Consider the following 17,587-nt stretch of genomic DNA (forward strand, 5'->3'; position numbering starts at 1 on the left):
CACTCCCCTGCTGTGGGCCACGCTTTGATCAGGACTCACACTCGCATGCATTGAGGTGTGTGGGGGCCGTTCGGGGATGTGCGGGGCGAATCGTCAACGAAAAGTGATCGGATGAGCTGGGCCGCTCCCCCAGGCTGCTGCGTGCCGCGGCTCAAGATCACCTGGGCGCTAAGGTCATTTATGATCAGAGGGTATCTTCACGACACTTAGTGCGAGTTGCCCCTTCCTGGACTGCTGTGGGGAGTGATTGCGCCGCAATCACTCCCCACAGCGCCGATCCGAGCCGTCGGGCGGATAAGCTCGCGTCCGCGTCAGCCACAGCACCCCGGAGAAGCCCATGCCTCAGAAACCCGGCCTCAAGCGCGACCTTGCTTCCGAGAGGGCAGCACGTAAAGCAGCCACCCAGCAGGCTCGCCTTGTGCCGCAGGGACTGCCGACGGTGAACCCTGGCCAGTTGATGCCCAGCCCGGAGAACGGGCGCAAGGAACTCCTGAAAATCGATGAGCTGGCCGACACCCTCCGGACAGACGGCATGAACACCGCCATGACCGTCATCCCTCCGGACGTCTACGTCGAGCTGTACCCACAGCACAAGGAAGCCGTCGAGGACCGCGTTGCCAACGGCATTCTGTTCGTCGTTCACCACGGCCACCGACGGCTGGCCGCCGCGCTCAAGGCCGGCCTGACCGAAGTACCCATCCTGGTCCGCCGGGACGTACCTAGCCTTCGTATCGCCGCCATCCAGGAAAACCTCCAGCGGATGGGCCTCAATCCCATTGAGGAAGCCCTGGAGTTCCAAGGAGCCCTCGACGAGAGGGACGAGGTCGGAAAGAGCCTCTCCCAGCGCGAGCTCGCCAAGCGCGTCGGCTGCTCCCAGACCTACATCTCTCACCGCGTCGCCCTGCTCCGCCTCATCCCTGCGCTTCAACAAGCGGTCATCAACCACTGGCTCAAGGAACAGCAACTCCTGGAAGGCTCCGAGGAGGGCAGCGGTGCGGAAGGGCGCTTGCTGCTGCCCGTCCGCGAGGCGGCCATCGTCTACTCCCGGCTTCGAGCCGACATGCAGGAAGCCTTCGTCCGAGGAGACCTGAGCCAGGCCCAAGCCACGACCGTCAGCAAGCTGCCGGCGGATCAGCAGGGCGTGCCCACCGAACCGGCAGATGATTGCGACGCAATCACCACGACCGCACCCGAGGCGGCACCGCTACCAGAGCCGCGAGCCGCAGAGTCTGCTCCCACCACCGTGACACCAGCTGCCCCTGCACCTCAGCCCAGTGCCTCTGAACCCCGGGTGCTGCAGCCCAATCTGAACTCGCCATCTCCCCCGGTCCCCGCCGCGGAGACGACTTCTGCAGTGCAACCGACCTCCGCCAGCACCGCAGTAGCGACCGCTGAAGAACCCCGAGGCGTGATCGTGGTCCGAAGCGTGGAAGACCTGGCTCTCCACATCCTCGACCTGCTGAGCGAGTCGGAGATCGAGCAACTGAAGGAACTCCTCTCCTCCTGACAGGCGACCCACCTCGTCGCCCCACTCGCTCTCGCTGGTGGGGCGACTGGTTTTACCGGACCACGCCCTGTAACCTGCGCCCCGGTATCGCAACGCCTTCAGGTGTCCACCAGGCAGGCGTCGACCCTGAAAGATTCGTGATTGCGGCGCAATCAGCTCACGCCATCAATTCCTCGGCTCAAGCACCAGCAGGAGACGACGGGCCCCGTCGACATGACGGCAGTCCCCCACAACTGCGCTCACGGGACCCACTCCCCCGCCAGCGCGTGAACGCTCACTGCCCAAGTGATTGCGCCGCAATCATCCGTGGAGGCTCACTCATGACTTCGTCCCGCACCCGCAACACCACCGAGGAAGCACGCCGTATCGGCCGCACGCTGGCTCTCACGAACCAGAGTGGCGGCGCCGGTAAGACGACATCAGCAGTAAACATCGGGGCTTGCGCAGCCGACCTCGGCTTCACCACGCTGATCATCGATGCTGACGCGCAGTGCGACGCATCAGCCGCGGTCGGATACGACAACCCGGACGACATCCCCAACCAGGCCAACCTGTACGACGTCCTCACCGGCGCCGCCAAAATCGACGACGCTGTCGTACCAGCAATGGCCGGCCCCTACGGCGAAGACGGCACGAAGCCCATCCCCAACCTCTTCGTGCTCCTCGGTTCGAGCTCTCTCGAGGAGGCAGAGCAGCTGCTCGCCCCCAAGACCGGTCGAGAGTTCTGGCTGAAGACTCAGATCGAGCGGATCCGCGACACGTACGACCTCATTCTGATCGACTGCCCCGGCAACCTGGGCCTGATCGTCGTGAACGCGATCGTTGCTGCGGACGACGTGGTGGCATGCGTGAAGCCCGGATGGAAGGAACTGCGGGCCCTCACCCGCATGGAAGCGAAGATCGACGAGATCAGCGAAACCTTCTCCGCGATGGGCGCACGAGCCGACCTGGCGAACATCCTCATCGTTGACTGCCCCACAACGCGTAACCAAGGCGCCGTCTACGACGACAGCCAGCAGCAGGCCAAGGAGGCCTACGAGGACCTGGTGCTGCCCACCGTGCGCCGCAGCCCTCGGATTCCTGAGGCCTACGCCGCGCAGCGAGTCCTGCGCTTCTACGACCCGGTCACGGAGAATCCGTCCAAGCTCACCACAGAGACTGCCCTGTCGGCGACGGACGACTACTACCTCGTGACGCAAGCACTGGGCTTCACACGACGCTGAAGGTGATTGCGGCGCAATCACCTGTGAAGGCCCTGCCCGCGGACATCAAACTTCCCTTGCGGTGGTCGTTGCCACACCCCAACTCGAGGGGTGCGATGCGATGGAGTTCGAGATCCGCAAGGTGCAGACGGTGGTCCAAGGCCGCGAGAAGCTGGTCCGTGAGCGGGAGAAATACTTCTGGCTCATGGAGCAGGGGCTGACCAGCTACGAGGCATGCCGGGACGGCGGGATCAACTACTGCACCGGCCATCGGTGGCGGAACGGGCCCAACCCGTCCGGCACGACCAAGGGGGCGCCCCCGGCCCAGCGGCCGGTGGCGCCCCTGTCGGTTCCGCCACGGTATTTGCGTGAGGCCGAACGGATCTACATCGCCAGCTGGCTGGGGGAGACAGCCACGCTCCGTGCGATCGCCGCCGAGCTGGGCCGCAGTCCCTCAACGGTCAGTGGGGAGGTCCCCCGCAACTGCACGATCGACTCTCGCGGCCATGGGCACTACCGCCCGCACGCTGCGCAGGCCCGCGCCGATGCCCGCGCTGGCCTCGCCCGAAGACCTGAAAGATCCACTTGGCCAGCGGTGGGGCACGGAACAGAGCTGCAGGACCTGCGGACCTGGCTTCCCGACCGGCCCGAGATCGCAGGTGGTCCACGAGACGGTCCACCAGGCCCTCCACGTCCACCAGGGCTGCGGTGAACTGCGCCACGAGCCGGCCAAGGCGCTGCGCACGGGCCGAGCGCAACAAGGCCTGCCGGCAGGCCTAACAGCGCCAGCCCCGCTTCCGCCACCCCAAAGTCGTAATCAGCAAGAGCCCCGCCGAAACAGGAGACCGGGCGACACCCGGCTACTGGGAGGCTGGCCTGATCATTGGCAAGTCAGGCGCCTCCGCCGTCGGCACCCTCGTCTAGCGATGCACCCGCTTCGTGCCGCTCCCCCACCTGCCCGGCGGCCACAGCACCGAGCTGATCCCGTGACGCACTGGTGGAGACGGTCCAGGCCCTGCCCAGCCATCAGAAGCGGTTGCTGACCTGGGACCAGGGCACCGAGATGGGCTGGCACCGCGAGTTCACCGTCGCCACCGACGTCCCGGTCTACTTCTGGGATCCGGCCAGCCCCTGGCAGCGCGGCTCCAGCGAGAACACCAACGGCCTGCTCAGGCAGTACTTCCCCAAGAGCAGCGACCTGGCTGTCCATTGCCGTGAGCACCTCGATGCCCTCGCCGCCGCACTAAACAACCGACCACGCAAAACGCTCGACTGGAAAACCCCAGCCGAGCGCCTCGCTAAACTCCTTGCCACAGCCAGTTGATCACCTGTGTTGCAACGGCTCCTGGAATCTGCCAAACCGGGGCCGGGGCCTTCATCGTGTCCTGGGCCCAGCCATGAGTCTGCGAGGCTGTACGGCCGGGCCAGGCCGACGTGTCCGTCGGAGTTGTTCGGCAACCTTGTATAGGTGGCCAGCACAGGCTCCGGCTGTCGTGTCCTCAGGAAAGGCACGGGAAGCGGCAAGGCGACCTCGCCGCTCGCCGACTACGGCTATGGACGTCTCGACTCACGCGCATTAGGCCGCTCGCAGCGACCGGTCTGGCCCCGTCGTCGCCTTGGGGCACGACTGGGAGCGACTGGGAGCGACTGCTGGAGTGCATCGCGCACCGAGCGACAGGTGGTACGCAGCCCGGTCCGCCAAGAGTCGATCACGGAAGGTCAGGTGCCACGATCGGCCCCGCGCTTCAGCATCCGAGGCCCAGGCAGTGCTTGCCGCGCCTCTATCGGCTCGCCACCCAAGGGCCTGTCCAATGCGTCACGCTGACTCATCGGACAGGCCCATGGTTTGCCCGTCGGTGCCGCAATCGCGAAATCTAGAAGCCTCACGGCGCTGCAGGCACGGGTACGGAGAACGCAGCGAGTCTCACGGAGCGCCGTGGCTGGTGCCGATGACTGGTGACTCGGATCCTGCCGAGTGTGATTGCGCCGCAATCACACGTACCGAAATGTCAGGGCGGTGTGGGCCTTCGCGTCCGTGGGGATCCGCAGCACTCTGTACATCCAGGCCCTTCAGAGCCAACCGCCATGGACGGCCAGACGCTGCTCAGTGCGAAGGCTGTCAGGATCCGTGGTGGCTCAGCGTTTGAGGAGTTCCATGGCTGCAGCGAAGGCAGCGTGAGTCTCACTGGTGCTGCCGACCGGCGTCTGAGCGTGCGACTGGATCCGCCTCAGCGAGCGGACAAGAGCCTCAAGGTAGGTCTGAAGGCTGACGATTTGCGTGGCAGTTTCGCAGTGAGGGAGGACCGCCTCAATCTGGTCGCACCAGAACTCAACATCCTCGTCCTCGACCAGATCCGTACGGCACTGGAGAAGCCGATGCGCCACGGGCACTAGCAGCTCATGCCGGAGAGCGGCCTCTTCCGCTGCCCGCCGTGCTGCAGCAGCCCTAGCCTTGATCTTCTGTTCAGTTTGAAGGACTGCTTCCGGTGTTCGGCGGACTGGGGGCTCACCGTGATCAGTCAGAGCAGCCGCACGCAAGCGTGTTGCTTTGTTGTATGCCGCACTGGGGCTCTTCACTGCGAGGGCCGGCATCAACTCAATCCATTGCGCTCCGGACGCGCGCGCATCGACGACCGCCTTGGCCTGGTGGATCTCCGCTCGCTCCCTGATGTACTGCCACAGGGAGGCTCGTTTGATGGCAGCTTCTCTTCTCATCTGCGCATCTTTCAGTGCCCCTGCGTGCTGCTCCAGATAGACGAGGGCCTTGAAGATCTCGCTGCTGTCAGGCATGCGGTCGATCTCAGGATCCGCTGCCTCTTCGTGCAGTTGGCGCAGTTCTCCGATGATGGCAGCAGCGTCGAGACTGCCTATGCGAATTCCGGGCCTGACCAGCGGTTTTGCAGGCGAGACAGCCTTCTTGCGGCGACTTGGCATGACAAGAATTCTGACTCCTCAAGCCCGATTCACATAATGTGAATCGCTGCATTGACCCACCACGGCCTGACGAGCTGACTGAGTCCGTCTTGGTCGGCAGGGCTGAGCACGATTGGTGTCCATGGAGGAGACCGCCGTACGAGCTGTCCCGCCATCACTAGGACTTGTCTGGCTGATCAAGTTCGCAGCCAGATGACGAGCGCAGCCGCGGTGGTGGTGGCGAGGAAGACGCAGCCGGGGTCTGGTGCAGGTTCAGGTGACAGGTTCGGTCACGCGGCTTGGAGGGCCGGCGTGGTCATGACGGTCTCGAATTCGACGGGTGTCAGCCGGCCGAGTGCGGCTTGTCGGCGGCGCCGGTGATAGGTCCGCTCGATCCAGGACACGATCGCGATCCGCAGTTCTTCGCGGGTGGCCCAGCTCCGGCGGTCAAGGACGTTCTTCTGCAACAGGCTGAAGAAGGACTTCATGGCCGCGTTGTCGCCGGCTGCCCCGACCCTCCCTATCGATCCGACCATGCGGTGCCGCTCGAGGGCCCGGACGAACTTCCGGGACCGGAACTTGCGGCTCACGAGATCGTCGTGCACCGGCGGGCCGGCCTTCTTGCCCCTGCCGCGCTGCTTGCCGAACACGCTCCACCAGCGGTTGTCCCGGCAGATCCGCCACGCGGTCCGGTCCGCCATCCGGGCCCCGGCACCACGCGCTTCATCGGCCAGGAAGCGGTAGCCGAATTCCGGGTCGTCGCAGTGAGCGTCGAACAGTGCGTTCGCGCGATACGGCTCCTCCAGTACGGCGTCGGCCACCGGCTTGTCGAGCCAGCGGTAGTAGGGCTGTCTGGCGAGCTTGAGCACCCGGCACGTCACCGTGACGGGCACCCCGTCCACGGCCAGCTCCTTCACGAGCGGGTAGATCCTTTTCCCGGCAGGTGCGCCTGCGACAGATAGGCCGCGGCCCGGCGCAGGACCTCGTTCTCCTGCTCCAGCAGTTTGATCCGCCGACGTGCTTCCCGCAGTTCCGCGCTCTCCTGGCTGGTCATCCCGGGCTTGGTCCCGTCGTCGATGTCCGCCCGGCGCATCCACTTCCACAACGCCATCGGGTGGACCCCGAAGTCGGTGGCCACCTGCTCGACCGTGACACCCGGGCCGCGGTTCCTCGCGACTCGCACGACGTCCTGGCGGAACTCTTCCGGATAGGGCTTGGGCACAGCGACATCCTTCCCACCCACCCCTCAGGGCAAGCCGGTTCAGATGTCACCCGATCGTGCACCAGACCCATCCTTTGTGCGCTTGCGCTGGGTGCGAGTTGGCATGGTGTCCGCCTGGGGGAGGCTGGACATGGCGCTCCTTCGTGGTGTTGTGGTCCGATCCGGGGGGAGGCAGCCGGGGCGGCCGGGCTCGGTGGCCGGCGGCCGCCCCGGGCCGTATTGGGTGTGCTGGTCAGAGCGTGCGCGTGTTCGCCGTCCTGTTCGGCCAGGTGCGGCGGAGCCAGCTCCGCATTCGGTGCAAGCGCGCCGGCCGCCGCTTGGTGGGCGGGGGCGTGGGCGCGGGCTCCGTGGGGTCGGGCTCCGTGGGGTGGGTGTCGGCGGGTGCGGAGGTTGCGCGCCTTCGGTGGGCGGCAATGAGATCGCCGAGAGCGCTGGGGTCGTCGGTGGCGGCGACCCACTCTCCGGAGGTGTGCCAGAGGCTGGTGAGGCAGGTGTCGGGGTCGTTCCATGTCTGGTAGTCGCCGTAGCGCTCGATGTACCCGTACTCGGACAGGGACACGGGGCCCAGCTCTTCCTCGCTGTCGACGTGGCTGAGGTCGACGCCGTTCTCCAGCACGTGGATGGCGCTGACCTGCAGCCGTATTCCGTCCCCGGGATCGCGGGGAAGCTGGAGATGGCCGCTGACGCGGAGCAGGTCGCTGGCTCCTAGGTCGGTCACGACGGCGTGTGCCAGCCCAGGCTCGGTGACCGTGCAGGGCATGACGAGTTCGTCGATGCGGTCATCGGTGGGCGAGACGACCAGTTGGAACCGGGTCGTCTCACCGGACAGGTCGTCTGGGAGGGACTCGTCGTCGAGATAGCCCTCCAGAACGATCAGGCCGCTGGGTTCCCCGGGAGGAGGGGCAGGCAGGGGCGCGTTCACCGCACGGCCCTCCGTACTTGCCGGCCGCGGGGACGCAGCGCGCGGGGGAGTGCGCCGAGCGTCCTGCGGCGCTGGGCGTGCTCGCGGGCGTGAGCTCGCCCATGGGCGTGCGCGCAGGAGGTGCAGGGTTCCTCCCCGCGAGCTTCATGGCAGTTGTGGCCCTCGACCGTTCCATGCGGGGCGGTGATGCCATGCAGGGCGGCGAGGCGGTAGAGGTCGTTCGGATCGGTGCCGGTGCGGACGGCGATGGTGCGCTGCGTGTAACCGTCGCGGAACAAGGTCAGGGCGACGGCCTGCGAGGCGGTCAGTGTCTGCCGCGGGCTGAGGATGACGGAAGCCGCCATGGTGGAGTCCTTTTCAACGGGGGTACGGAAAGGGGCTGTCAGCTAGGCGATCCAGCGAGGTGGCGGGTGCCGGTGCGGACGAGACGCAGCGCCGGCCGTGGCGCTGCGGGTTGCCTCGGGGCAGACAGCTTGATGTCGGCGGTGTGGACCACCAGGCGCAGGTCACTGGTGTAGGTGTCGGGCAGGGCGAGGTAGCCGCTGACCGTCAGCGGGGTGCCGGGCTGCAGTGTGGCGAGGTCCGCGGCGGCCGCGGGGTCTGCCAGCGCGCAGGGCAGCACGGCCTCGCGGACTTCGTGATCGTGTCCAGCGGGGGCGCAGTTGTGGTCTTCGGGCGCGTACGTCAGCCGGAAGTAGGCCTGGCCATCGATGAGCACGGCGGGGGCGGCGAGCGTCCCGCTCAGGGTCATCGGGTGGGTGTGCACAGACATGTTGAACTCCTCCCGGGCCGTGCGGTGGCTGCGGGCGCGGCCCGGGAAGAGGCAGCGGCGACGGTGCACGTGGCGGGTTCCTTGCGGAGATGAGCGGCGAGGCAGGCAGCGTTCTGGGGGAGCGCTGCTGCGACGCGGTGACGCAGGGGGTCGTCCGGCACCCAGATGCGTTGGCGTCCCTTCACCTGCGTGACGGGGGTGGCCAGTTGGATGACGTCGGAGAGTTCCCAATGCCAGGTGCTGTCGCGGTCGGCCCACGTGCTGCACCGTCCCTCGCAGTCGGTGTGCGCCTTGGAGATGCGGGCGACGGCTACTACGGCTCCCCTGGGCAGCTCCAGGTCTTGGGGCAGCTGGCGCACGGCCGCACGGTCGGTGTCGAGGCCGGCGTGGACGAGGATGAGCCCCTGGTAGGTGGGCGGCCAGCTGCGGTTTTCGATGTCCTTGCCGAGGGCGGCCACTGCCGAGGCATGGGGCTGCCAGAGCGTCAGGGCGCGTACCGGGTACGCCTCACTGATCACGGGTTTCATACCGAGGCCCTCGCTTCCTGTGCGGGGGAGGTGATGTTCACCGTGGTGGCCGTGGGGCTGGCGGCGCGGCGGTGGGCGCGGCGGCCGCTGCGCCCTCGCGACCTTTTGATCGCGTACATGGCGGCGTCGGCGGCTTCGAGGACGGTCGAGGCCGACGGCTGCTGCACCTTGGCGACTCGTACGGCGCCGATGGAGGCGGTGACCTTGAGCGGGCCTCCCGGCCAGGGCACTGGCCGGGCGAGCTCGTGGGCCAGGCCGTCGATGAAGGCCTTCAGGTCCTGGACGCTGATCGCGGCGACGAACTCGTCTCCGCCGAGGCGGGCGCAGACGCTGCGGGATCCGCCGTTCTGGGTGACGAAGTCGTCCAGCCGGGCGCCCTCGGCCGTGAGCACGGCGTCCCCGGCCTTGTGGCCGAAGTCGTCGTTGACGGGCTTGAAGCCGTCGAGGTCGAGGAGAAGCACGTGGGTGATGTGCCCTTGGCGGATCAGCCGTTCGGTGCGGTGCATCCAGGGGCGTCGCGTCCACAGGCCGGTGAGGGGATCCCGTCGTTCGGCGCGGAGCTTGCGGGCGAGCAGGCTGGCGTGGAGGGCCCATCCGGCTGCCGGTATCGCGGCGGTGAGCAGGATCTTGTTCACGGCTGCCCCGCTTCCGTGTCGGTGATGGGGCGGACGACGACGTACTGGTCGTCGGGGAGGGACTGGTGGACGTGGGCGCCGTCGCCGAAGGCCGCGGCCTCGGCATCGGCCTTCGCCAGGGCTCGGGGCTGGCCTGTGCCGATGGAGTAGAGGCGCTCACCGGGGCGGCCGGCGCAGGTCTGGCAGCCGGGTGCCAGGGACGTGGTTGCGGAGTGCGGTAAGGCTGTGGTCATCTCGAAGTGCCTCCGTTTCGGGGGTTGGTGGGGCGCGCCCGGTGGTTGGTAGGCCGAGGGCGCGCCCCGCGCGTGTGAGCGGGGCAGGGTTCCGTCGCCTTGTGGCGCGGCAGGGCGTGCGTCGACTCGAGGTAGGCGCGGAGCGGCTTTACTGCGTAAAGGCCGGTGGGGTCGGAGGCCGGCGACCGCCGTGAGGAGGGCGTTGTCGGCGGCAGTGTCCCGTTCGGGCGTTTGTTCCGGACCGCACGGGTGAGTGGCCTGGTCTCAGCCAGTTGCGCCTTCGGTGGCCCACGAGGCCGGTGACGAGCTGTACACGGCCGCTTCTGTCCCGCCATTCAGTCGGTCCGCCGGGAACGGGTGCGGGCGGGACGGCACGCTCATGCTTCGCCTCCTCCGGAGGTCTTGCCCTGTTCAAGCAGGCGTGCGTGCGTGCGGCGGATGAGCAGGGTGGTCAGGTGGTCACAGAAGACTCCCAGGAGGGCGGCCACGACGCAGCCGACCACAACCCACACGATTCGGGCCGCCAATCCGGTGAAGGCCAAGGACGTCAGGGCGCCGGCGAGCGTGGCAGCCCCGCCGATGATGGTGAGCGCGGCCGCGCCTACGGCGACGAGGCCGATATCGGCAAGCACTCCGGCAGCGGCGGCGGTGGAACTGCGCCTCACGGCTAACAGGCCGTGCTCGAGCAGTCGAAATCCATGCTTGCAGGGAAGGCCCCTCATCCGCGGATCGCCTCCATCGCCTGTGCTGCAAGGTCGGCGCGGCCTTCGGGGTCGTCGTCTTGGTCGTGGTCGTCGGCTTCGTGGTCGCCGCCGCCGTGCACGGTGCAGACGATGTCCTCGCTGCCGTCCAGCTCGCCAGCCAGCGCGCGGTACAGGCAGGTAATGCTGTAGACGGGCACCCAGGCGTAGCCGCTGCACTCGTCGTCGTACGGGCATGGCACCAGCGCGTCGAACCCGTAGTCGCCCTCGCCGTCGGCGTCGGTGCGCAGGGCAAGGGTGATGTACTGCTGGCCGAGGCGGATCTCCGCGACGCGGTCTCCGCCGGCGACGTCGGAGCCCGGCTTCCACTGCCACAGCGGCAGGATCTCCGGGCCGAAAGCGCGGCGGACCAGGAGCAGGTCGCCCAGGCCGTCGCTGCCGTCCCGCCCGAGGTCGGCCTCGCGGGCCTCGGACAGGCTCCGCAAGAACGGCTCCAGGCGGTACAGGGAGCTGGAGAAGAGGACCTCGTTGAAGCCCTCCGCCCGCAGCAGCTGGTAGCAGTGGACCATCGCTTTGTGCTGCGCGCGGACGGTGTCGTCCCGCACGGTCCGGTTAGCCGGGCGCGGCCCCTGCCGTTCGACACAAACACCAGGTTCTCTGGAGGTCGCCGACCCTGAGGCGGACTCTCGACGGAGTTCTCGCAGCTCAGTGGCTATGTTGAGCACCATATTGATCGCAACATGTGTGGTGCAAGGCATGTCACCTTGTTCCCCTCCTTCGTGGCGTCAGAAGTCGTCGGTTGACTGTGGCGAAGGCACCAACCTGTCGAATTTGTCCCTTGGCTGGCCGGGCCCTGGTCCTCAGAAGGCGCCAGACGCCCAGCGCTGCTGCGGTCGCAAGTACCGGCTGGCGGTGCTCCCGCCGCGTCCCTGCTTCCAGGGCGATCGGGAGGATTCAAGTCAGCCGTACGATTCCCGCCATGAGCGATCGTGTTCGTCCCAGCCTTCTGATAGCCGCGCTTCTCGGCGGCCTCCTCGGCTCGGCCACCACCCTTGCGGCGGCGGTCTTCCTGCTTCCACTGCATGGCGAGCCCGGGCCTGCGGGTCCGCAGGGCTCGGCAGGCCCAGCTGGACCAGCGGGAGCCCCCGCGACGCCGCTGGATACTTCAGAGCTGCGAGACGCGATTCCGGACCTGACCGGCTCTTACGTCATCGAAGGTGTCGACTGTCCCAAGGGCAGCATCCCGAGCCGCACCGTGAAGATCCCAGGTGACCAGTTCACCGTCGGAGAGACACTCCAGCTCTGCTACTTCGGGCCTTCAGCCCGATAGCCGGTTCCGCTAGGTCTCGACGAGCAGGCCGGCCGGTTACTCAGCAGGGTGCTTTGCATCCCTGCTCGCGGTACCACCCAAGCCACCACAGCACCCCGGCCCGGCGGGCATTCACACCGACCGTTATCCTCCCGTTCTGCCCCTGGCTGGCGGGCACCCCGGGGGCGGGGCGGAGAAAAGAGGAACCGTGGACGGGGAGCTGATCACCGCGATCGTCGCGACGGGGGTGAGCGCGGTCGCCACCGGCTACGCCGCCATGCAGGCACACATCGCCAAGGGCGCCGCCCGTTCTGCCGAGGCCCAGGTAGCCCTGTTGCTCCGGCAGATTGAGGGGGAGGAGGCGGACCGATTCGAGGCCCGCGGACCGCAGTTCAGTATCGAAGCGGCTCACACCGACGAATCCGACGTGAACGTGCCGCGCGGGAAGCTGGTGGTCAAGCAGGACTCCGGACCGCCGCTGAGCTCGGTCATTGTCGGTGCGACCGGCACCGGTGTGGAGGGCATGCGGGGCGCGTACGACCCCGACCACCGTTACTCGGACTACCGCCGCGAGCAGAACATCGACATCGGGCCGATAGCCGCCGGCGGGACACACGACGTCTACGTTGATCTGGACTACCACACGCACCGCACGAACATTCAGCTCAGCCTGGTGTGCCGGGACGCCGTCGGCGACACCTGGCAGCGTGCCGTCGCCGCGCGAGTCGAGCCGCTGCCTGACCCGCCGCGCGGGCGAGGAAGAGGCCGGACGGTTCGCTGATGAGCACTCTACAGAGCCGCTGGCGGCGGGCTGCCCGGGCCATGGGGAAGATCGTCGTCTGGACCGCGAGAGGAGTGTTCGGTCTTGTTTTCGTCAGCTTCGTAGGGCTGTGGGCATGGCTATTGTTCATGGGCGCATTCGTCTGGAGCCACGACAAGGACCCGACGCCGAAGCCTTCCGCATCACCGGCCCCGGCCAAGACGGCCATCCTGTGGCAGCCGTACGAAGCGACCTGTCGAGATGGATGGGGTTCGCCGTCGATCGGCCGTAGCGGAGCGTGCAGCCATCACGGTGGTGTGGTGTGGTATTTCAAGTCGTCCCCCGGCGGCCTGATCACGGACTGCCCGTTCCCGAAGTTTCAGCCGAGCACCCTCGAACGAGCCGAGAAGCTCCGGGACAACGCTTCCGGGCTCGTGCAGTGCGATCTGCCGGACTACTCCACAGAGTCCCCCTACATCCCGGACCCGATCCACTGACCAGCAGCAAGCGCGCAGGGCGCCCCCGCCCACCTGCCCGATAGTCAGGTCAGCCTGCGTGCCAGCGGATCGACGCCTGGGCAATGGACAAGAAGTGTCCTTTGCTCCTCCCCTCACGCTTCCGCGGACCGCACGGTATTGAGTCGACTGATCAGCTGGCGATTAGCCGCCCGTGCGGCCTGGAGTTCCTGGTCGCGTTCTTCGAGTTGTCCGGTCAGGTCAACGACCTGCTGTTCCAGCGCGGTGATTCGGCTCTTGAGCTGTTCCATGTCGTCGGGGGCGCCAAGGCCGGACTCTCGCCACGCCTGCTCGCCGAGAACTTCGGAGAGCTTGGACTCCAGGTGTCGCACGCGGGCGGCGAGCCGGTTGCTGCGGTCAAGGGCGTTCGCCAGGTCGGCCTGCAGGGAAGACCGGCTGACGAGGGGACCGGTGTCCTCGCCGGGCGGTTCAGCGCTGGCTGCGTGGACTTGGGCGAGCAGGTCCTTGTGGCGGTAGAGGAAGGCGCGGTCGACTCCGGCCTGCCGTGCGATGCCCGAGACGCTGATGGTCATGCCGACGCGCCTCGCGGCGTTGATCGCCTTGATGACGCGCTGTCGGCGGCGAGCTGAGTCGGCCTTGCGGCCCTCGATCAGGGGGTTGGTGTTCATGCGGTCCGGTTCGGTCGGATGTCGGGCAGGGGCTGGCGGACGCGGGGCAGGCCGACGTGCACAACGCTGTTGCGGGCACGTCGGACCAAGGTGGTGGCGTGGTCGATCTCGACGCGTTCTTCATCGGAGAGATCGTCGACGGAGTCTTTGACGCGGCGGATCAGGCGGCGGACACGACTGATCTCCTCGTCGGAGGGCAGGGCCTCGGCTTTCGCCCAGTCGTCGGCGGCGACCGCGGCCAGGAGCCGCTCGCGGTTGCGCAGCAGATCGGCGAGATAGGTCTCCAGGTCGGGCAGGTAGGAGACGTCGGTGCGGAAGTGGCCGCAGCCGACGCAACGGAATCGGACGGGACAGTCCTGGCCGTTCGCGGCGACGTTGGACGGTTCGCTGCAGACGCCGTAGGGGACGGCGACTTCGCCGACGGCTCGCCGGAGGTGTTCGGTGTCCAGGAGTGCCTTGGCCTGCCTCCAAACGTGGTTGCCGTGACGGTCGAACTGCATCTGGGTGACCCGCTCGACAGCCTCCCGGCGGCGCTGTTCCCCGACGCGGTAGTACTGCTGCGTGGTGACCAACTGCTCGTGGTCCATGAGCTGTTGCAGGACGTCCACGGGGACTCCGGCGTCCGCGTGGCGTTGCGCGTAGGTGTGCCGGTAGGCGTAGGGGAAGATCTTGGTCTTGTCGAATGGCAGCATCTTCGTGACGGGCTGCCCCTCGATCTCGACCTTGGCCGCGACGTGGAAGTCGGGCAGCGAGTCCACCCACATCCGGTGTCTGCCGGAGACCCAAGCGGGGCTGATAGAGCGGGTGCCATCCACGCATCGGTAGGTCGTCGGCAGCAGTTTGAGCCGGTTCTGCGGCGTATCCGGGTACTGGGCGCGGACGCGTTCCTGCTGCTCGGTGATGAGTCCGGCGGTCGCTTCCGGGATCGGAAGGCGGCGCCCGTAGCGGTGCGACTTGTAGTTGTCGTAGATCAGGACCGGCTTGCCGTCGCCGTCCCGCTGGAGACAGTCCCAGGCCAGTTTGCAGATCTCGACGGGGCGTCGGCCGGTGTCGATGAGGACCTCGATGGCGAGGCGGGCTTCCCGGTTGTGGGCCTCCTCCAGCTGCGGCAGGTTGGCGCAGAGGACCTCCATGACCTCGGGGGCCAGGTCGTGGCCCGCCTCATCTTCGTCAGGCAAAGCGGGCACGTCCTCCAACCCCATGGCGAAGTCGTCCGGGAGTCCATGCAAGGGCTGACCTGGCCGGGTCAGCCCCATCGCCCGCATCCGGATCAGGACCCGGCGCACGTAGGTGCAGTTGTCGTGGCGGCTCCGCAGCGTGATGTCGCCGCGTTGTTCGAGGAAGGCCAGGCGGTTTCCGAACGCGACGATGTCCCCGCGGCCCAGAGCGGCCGGCTGGGCGCCATGGTCCGGACCTTGCACGCGCAGGCTCTCGGAAAGCTTCTCCAGCGCGTTGACCTGGGACTGCACCGTGTCGCCGACGTTGTCGCCGCGGCGCCGGGGCAGATCGTCCCACGCCCACATCTTCGCGGCCTGCCGCAGCCAGGGCTGGGTGATGCCGGTGAACCGTAGCCACTTGGTGTGGCCGAACGCCTGGAGATCCCACAGGTCCTTGTGGCGCTCGGTTTCGGGGGACAGCCCTCGGCGGTTGGCGTACCGGATAAAAGCGTCGCGCAGTTGCCGGTGCAGTCCGCTGCTCTGGTCGGTCAGCTCCAGTTCCTCGATCGAGGAGACCTGCCGCCGGCGCAGCAGGTCGCAGAATGGGCGCAGTTTGTAGTACGGGGTCCGCACACAGTCCCGGATCCGCTCCTGCAGGCCGTACAGGACTTCGGTGACGACACGGTCGGGCAGGCCGCGCAGGTTAACCTCGTTGGCCTCGTCGATCGGCGTCACCGTGCGCCGCCAGTGGTCCTCGTCGAAGTCCCTGACGCGGCGTCGAAGGTCACGCAGCCGAGCCTTGTGTGCCTCACAGTAGGGCGAGGTTTTCCCCGGCCGCTGCCGCACGCAGGCCGCGGTCTGACACAACCCGTACGACTCCAGTGCTCTCACGTCGGGGTGGAGGAGGAAGCCCTCCATGGGCAGCTTCAACGTGACCGTCCGCTGGTAGTTGTGCGCCGCGCACAACCGGACCCGTGCACCCTTCCAGGGCCGCGGACAGTCGGTGATCACGCAGTTCTCGATGCCGAGATACCGCCCGGCCTGTGCCGCGGGCGACGCGGCGAACTCCTCGGGACTGAGGTCCTGCCATTGTCGCTTCCAGCGGCTCCGGCAACCGGAGCACAGCCCACAGGCGTAGGTACTGGCGCGGTAGCAGGACGGAACGATGCAGGCCTTCACGCCCAGGTAGAGGTGGTCGTGCGGGAAGTACAGCACCCGCATCTGCGGCTCCCAGCCCAGTAGCGCCAGGAAGTCCGTGTCGACAGCCGCCCACAGCTCTGCGGTGACCGCGTCAAACTCGTCCGTCTCGGGCAACAGGGGCGTTGGCAGGCTGATCGTCACCGGCCCACCCCGTCGACCAGCTCTCGCGGCGTCGGCACCCGCTCGATTGCCGCGCGCAAACGCCCAGGGGAAGGGTGCAGATACGGCTGAGCCGACGCAGGCTGCGACTGCCCCAGCAGGTTCTGGATCTCATCGAGCGTGCCGTCGGCGTCTGCGACGTTGCTGGCAAAGCCGTGGCGCATCCGGTGCGGCGCCACATGCTCCTGCACTCCGGCCCGCCGGGCCAGGGCCTCGATCAGATCGCCGATCGCGTCCGGCGTGACCGGCGACCCCAGCGGCGGGCGGAAGAGGTTGACCAGCAAGAAGTCGCTGCCACCGGCGCCCAGCCGCTCGTGCCGTTCAGCGGCGTACTGGTCGAAAGCCTGCACGACCAGGAAGTCCACCGGCATCGCCCAGGCGCGGCGAGACTTCGACCACGCCCCGTTGGGGTTCTGCCGCCGCACGACATGAAGGTGAGCGCCTTCCACATCACAGCCCAGCGCGCGGGAGTCCATCAGCAGGTGGCAGTCCTCGCGGCGCAACCCGGCCACTTGGCCCCGGCGCAGCCCGACACGGGCCAGAAGCAGCACGATCAGCCGGTCCCGTGCGTTGCGGCACGCCTGGAACATCGCGACCACTGCTTCGTCGCTGGCCCGATCCACCTGTGACTCCGGCTCCTGCAGCCGGTGCCGTGCCTTCAGCCGGTACTCCAGCCCGGCCCCCTCGATATGGGCCTCGGGCGGCAGATCCCGGGTGTCGGCCAACTCGTAGATCTGACCGAGCACCCACGGCGGAGCCTCGCCGATCCGGATCGCGTGAGCCAGCAAGCCGCGCACCCCCGTCAGGACGCGGTTGACCCGCCGCTCGCCCCGCACCGGCACCGCTCCAGGCCCGGACACCACGGCGCCCACCGACCCGTCGGCCCGTACCGGCGTGTACTTCAGCCACACCATGAACAGGCCCAGGTCCTGGGCCGCTACCCGCCAGTCCCGCGCGGTCCGTCGGCACCACCTCAGGTACAGGGCGACGTCACCGGCATACGCCTTCGTGGTCAACTCCGCGCGGTGCTGACCGAAGCGAAGGTGCCGCAGCCAGTGATCCGCTGGCCGCACCACGTCCAATCCGTCATCGATGACTGTCCAGTACCGCGTTCCGGACGGCATCCGAACCGGGAAAGCCCTCACTTTTCACCTCTTGCTCCGAGACCTGTGCAACAACCGGCCACAGAGCGGCACCCCCTGAGAACCGACCTGCGGCTCCCAA

Annotated in this window: 17 protein-coding genes and 2 pseudogenes; 6 read left to right on the forward strand and 13 right to left on the reverse strand. The window is 67.6% G+C overall.

The window, feature by feature from the left end:
• The first annotated feature begins 337 nt into the window (after nt 1-337).
• The 4 genes from FB157_RS20910 to FB157_RS48560 all read left to right on the forward strand — a co-directional run bounded on the left by FB157_RS20910 (nt 338) and on the right by FB157_RS48560 (nt 4,033).
• Nucleotides 338-1,507, forward strand: coding sequence for a ParB N-terminal domain-containing protein (locus FB157_RS20910; protein WP_145881893.1), 1,170 nt, complete (start codon nt 338-340; stop codon nt 1,505-1,507).
• Between the two features lie 320 nt (nt 1,508-1,827).
• Nucleotides 1,828-2,730 carry a ParA family protein gene (locus FB157_RS20915; RefSeq protein ID WP_145881894.1) on the forward strand — a complete coding sequence of 301 codons (903 nt, stop codon included), beginning with the start codon at nt 1,828-1,830 and terminating at the stop codon, nt 2,728-2,730.
• A 184-nt stretch (nt 2,731-2,914) separates the two neighbouring features.
• Nucleotides 2,915-3,421: a helix-turn-helix domain-containing protein gene (locus FB157_RS48555; protein WP_261386415.1), complete on the forward strand. Its 507-nt coding sequence runs from the start codon at nt 2,915-2,917 to the stop codon at nt 3,419-3,421.
• A 285-nt stretch (nt 3,422-3,706) separates the two neighbouring features.
• Nucleotides 3,707-4,033 (forward strand): IS30 family transposase, encoded by a 327-nt coding sequence (locus FB157_RS48560; protein WP_261386397.1) that lies wholly within the window; start codon nt 3,707-3,709, stop codon nt 4,031-4,033.
• 812 nt (nt 4,034-4,845) lie between these two features.
• On the opposite strand, the gene FB157_RS20925 is transcribed toward FB157_RS48560, so the two are convergent.
• From FB157_RS20925 to FB157_RS20970, 10 genes and pseudogenes are all read right to left on the reverse strand, one after another.
• Nucleotides 4,846-5,643 carry a hypothetical protein gene (locus FB157_RS20925; RefSeq protein WP_145881896.1) on the reverse strand — a complete coding sequence of 266 codons (798 nt, stop codon included), beginning with the start codon at nt 5,641-5,643 and terminating at the stop codon, nt 4,846-4,848.
• 269 nt (nt 5,644-5,912) lie between these two features.
• A pseudogene (locus FB157_RS20930) lies at nt 5,913-6,844 on the reverse strand (transposase).
• Nucleotides 6,845-7,076: 232 nt separating this feature from the next.
• Nucleotides 7,077-7,766: a hypothetical protein gene (locus FB157_RS20935; RefSeq protein ID WP_145881898.1), complete on the reverse strand. Its 690-nt coding sequence runs from the start codon at nt 7,764-7,766 to the stop codon at nt 7,077-7,079.
• Nucleotides 7,763-8,110, reverse strand: coding sequence for a hypothetical protein (locus tag FB157_RS20940; protein WP_145881900.1), 348 nt, complete (start codon nt 8,108-8,110; stop codon nt 7,763-7,765). The genes FB157_RS20935 and FB157_RS20940 overlap by 4 nt, the downstream gene beginning before the upstream one ends.
• A gap of 38 nt (nt 8,111-8,148) precedes the next feature.
• Nucleotides 8,149-8,538, reverse strand: a complete 390-nt coding sequence (locus FB157_RS20945) for a hypothetical protein (RefSeq protein WP_145881902.1) — start codon at nt 8,536-8,538, stop codon at nt 8,149-8,151.
• Nucleotides 8,514-9,065, reverse strand: a complete 552-nt coding sequence (locus tag FB157_RS20950) for a hypothetical protein (protein WP_145881904.1) — start codon at nt 9,063-9,065, stop codon at nt 8,514-8,516. The genes FB157_RS20945 and FB157_RS20950 overlap by 25 nt, the downstream gene beginning before the upstream one ends.
• Nucleotides 9,062-9,700: a GGDEF domain-containing protein gene (locus tag FB157_RS20955; protein ID WP_145881906.1), complete on the reverse strand. Its 639-nt coding sequence runs from the start codon at nt 9,698-9,700 to the stop codon at nt 9,062-9,064. Before FB157_RS20955 ends, FB157_RS20950 begins: the two co-directional genes overlap by 4 nt.
• Nucleotides 9,697-9,933, reverse strand: coding sequence for a hypothetical protein (locus FB157_RS20960; protein ID WP_145881908.1), 237 nt, complete (start codon nt 9,931-9,933; stop codon nt 9,697-9,699). The genes FB157_RS20955 and FB157_RS20960 overlap by 4 nt, the downstream gene beginning before the upstream one ends.
• Before the next feature lie 377 nt (nt 9,934-10,310).
• A complete protein-coding gene (locus tag FB157_RS20965) occupies nt 10,311-10,598 on the reverse strand; it encodes a hypothetical protein (RefSeq protein ID WP_145881910.1) in 288 nt (95 codons plus the stop codon).
• 53 nt (nt 10,599-10,651) lie between these two features.
• Nucleotides 10,652-11,281, reverse strand: a pseudogene (locus tag FB157_RS20970) (ATP/GTP-binding protein); the annotation flags it as partial.
• 870 nt (nt 11,282-12,151) lie between these two features.
• Here FB157_RS20970 and FB157_RS20975 point away from each other — a divergent pair.
• The gene (locus tag FB157_RS20975) at nt 12,152-12,724 is read left to right on the forward strand and encodes a hypothetical protein (protein ID WP_145881912.1); all 573 of its coding nucleotides are present in this window, start codon (nt 12,152-12,154) and stop codon (nt 12,722-12,724) included.
• Nucleotides 12,724-13,200 carry a DUF3761 domain-containing protein gene (locus tag FB157_RS20980; protein ID WP_145881914.1) on the forward strand — a complete coding sequence of 159 codons (477 nt, stop codon included), beginning with the start codon at nt 12,724-12,726 and terminating at the stop codon, nt 13,198-13,200. Before FB157_RS20975 ends, FB157_RS20980 begins: the two co-directional genes overlap by 1 nt.
• A gap of 113 nt (nt 13,201-13,313) precedes the next feature.
• Here FB157_RS20980 and FB157_RS20985 read toward each other — a convergent pair whose 3' ends face one another.
• Genes FB157_RS20985 through FB157_RS20995 form a run of 3 tightly spaced genes read right to left on the reverse strand, consistent with a single transcriptional unit; the run spans nt 13,314 to nt 17,487 of the window.
• On the reverse strand, nt 13,314-13,847 hold the full coding sequence (locus tag FB157_RS20985; RefSeq protein ID WP_145881915.1) for a DUF6262 family protein: 534 nt from the start codon (nt 13,845-13,847) through the stop codon (nt 13,314-13,316).
• Nucleotides 13,844-16,345, reverse strand: a complete 2,502-nt coding sequence (locus FB157_RS47960; protein WP_222440951.1) for a site-specific integrase — start codon at nt 16,343-16,345, stop codon at nt 13,844-13,846. The genes FB157_RS20985 and FB157_RS47960 overlap by 4 nt, the downstream gene beginning before the upstream one ends.
• Entirely contained in the window at nt 16,342-17,487 is a 1,146-nt protein-coding gene (locus FB157_RS20995) for a tyrosine-type recombinase/integrase (RefSeq protein WP_145881917.1), read from the reverse strand. Before FB157_RS20995 ends, FB157_RS47960 begins: the two co-directional genes overlap by 4 nt.
• Nucleotides 17,488-17,587 lie beyond the last annotated feature (100 nt).

This window comes from Streptomyces sp. BK340 (assembly GCF_007827595.1).
Taxonomy (GTDB): Bacteria; Actinomycetota; Actinomycetes; order Streptomycetales; family Streptomycetaceae; genus Streptomyces.

Bases quoted from the DNA above. Each gene is read 5' to 3' on its own strand.
- FB157_RS20985 (WP_145881915.1), bottom strand. From the start codon at position 13,847: ATGAACACCAACCCCCTGATCGAGGGCCGCAAGGCCGACTCAGCTCGC.
- FB157_RS48555 (WP_261386415.1), top strand. From the start codon at position 2,915: ATGGAGCAGGGGCTGACCAGCTACGAGGCATGCCGGGACGGCGGGATC.
- FB157_RS20940 (WP_145881900.1), bottom strand. From the start codon at position 8,110: ATGGCGGCTTCCGTCATCCTCAGCCCGCGGCAGACACTGACCGCCTCG.
- FB157_RS20945 (WP_145881902.1), bottom strand. From the start codon at position 8,538: ATGTCTGTGCACACCCACCCGATGACCCTGAGCGGGACGCTCGCCGCC.
- FB157_RS20960 (WP_145881908.1), bottom strand. From the start codon at position 9,933: ATGACCACAGCCTTACCGCACTCCGCAACCACGTCCCTGGCACCCGGC.
- FB157_RS20910 (WP_145881893.1), top strand. From the start codon at position 338: ATGCCTCAGAAACCCGGCCTCAAGCGCGACCTTGCTTCCGAGAGGGCA.
- FB157_RS20915 (WP_145881894.1), top strand. From the start codon at position 1,828: ATGACTTCGTCCCGCACCCGCAACACCACCGAGGAAGCACGCCGTATC.
- FB157_RS20950 (WP_145881904.1), bottom strand. From the start codon at position 9,065: ATGAAACCCGTGATCAGTGAGGCGTACCCGGTACGCGCCCTGACGCTC.
- FB157_RS20980 (WP_145881914.1), top strand. From the start codon at position 12,724: ATGAGCACTCTACAGAGCCGCTGGCGGCGGGCTGCCCGGGCCATGGGG.
- FB157_RS20995 (WP_145881917.1), bottom strand. From the start codon at position 17,487: ATGCCGTCCGGAACGCGGTACTGGACAGTCATCGATGACGGATTGGAC.
- FB157_RS20925 (WP_145881896.1), bottom strand. From the start codon at position 5,643: ATGCCAAGTCGCCGCAAGAAGGCTGTCTCGCCTGCAAAACCGCTGGTC.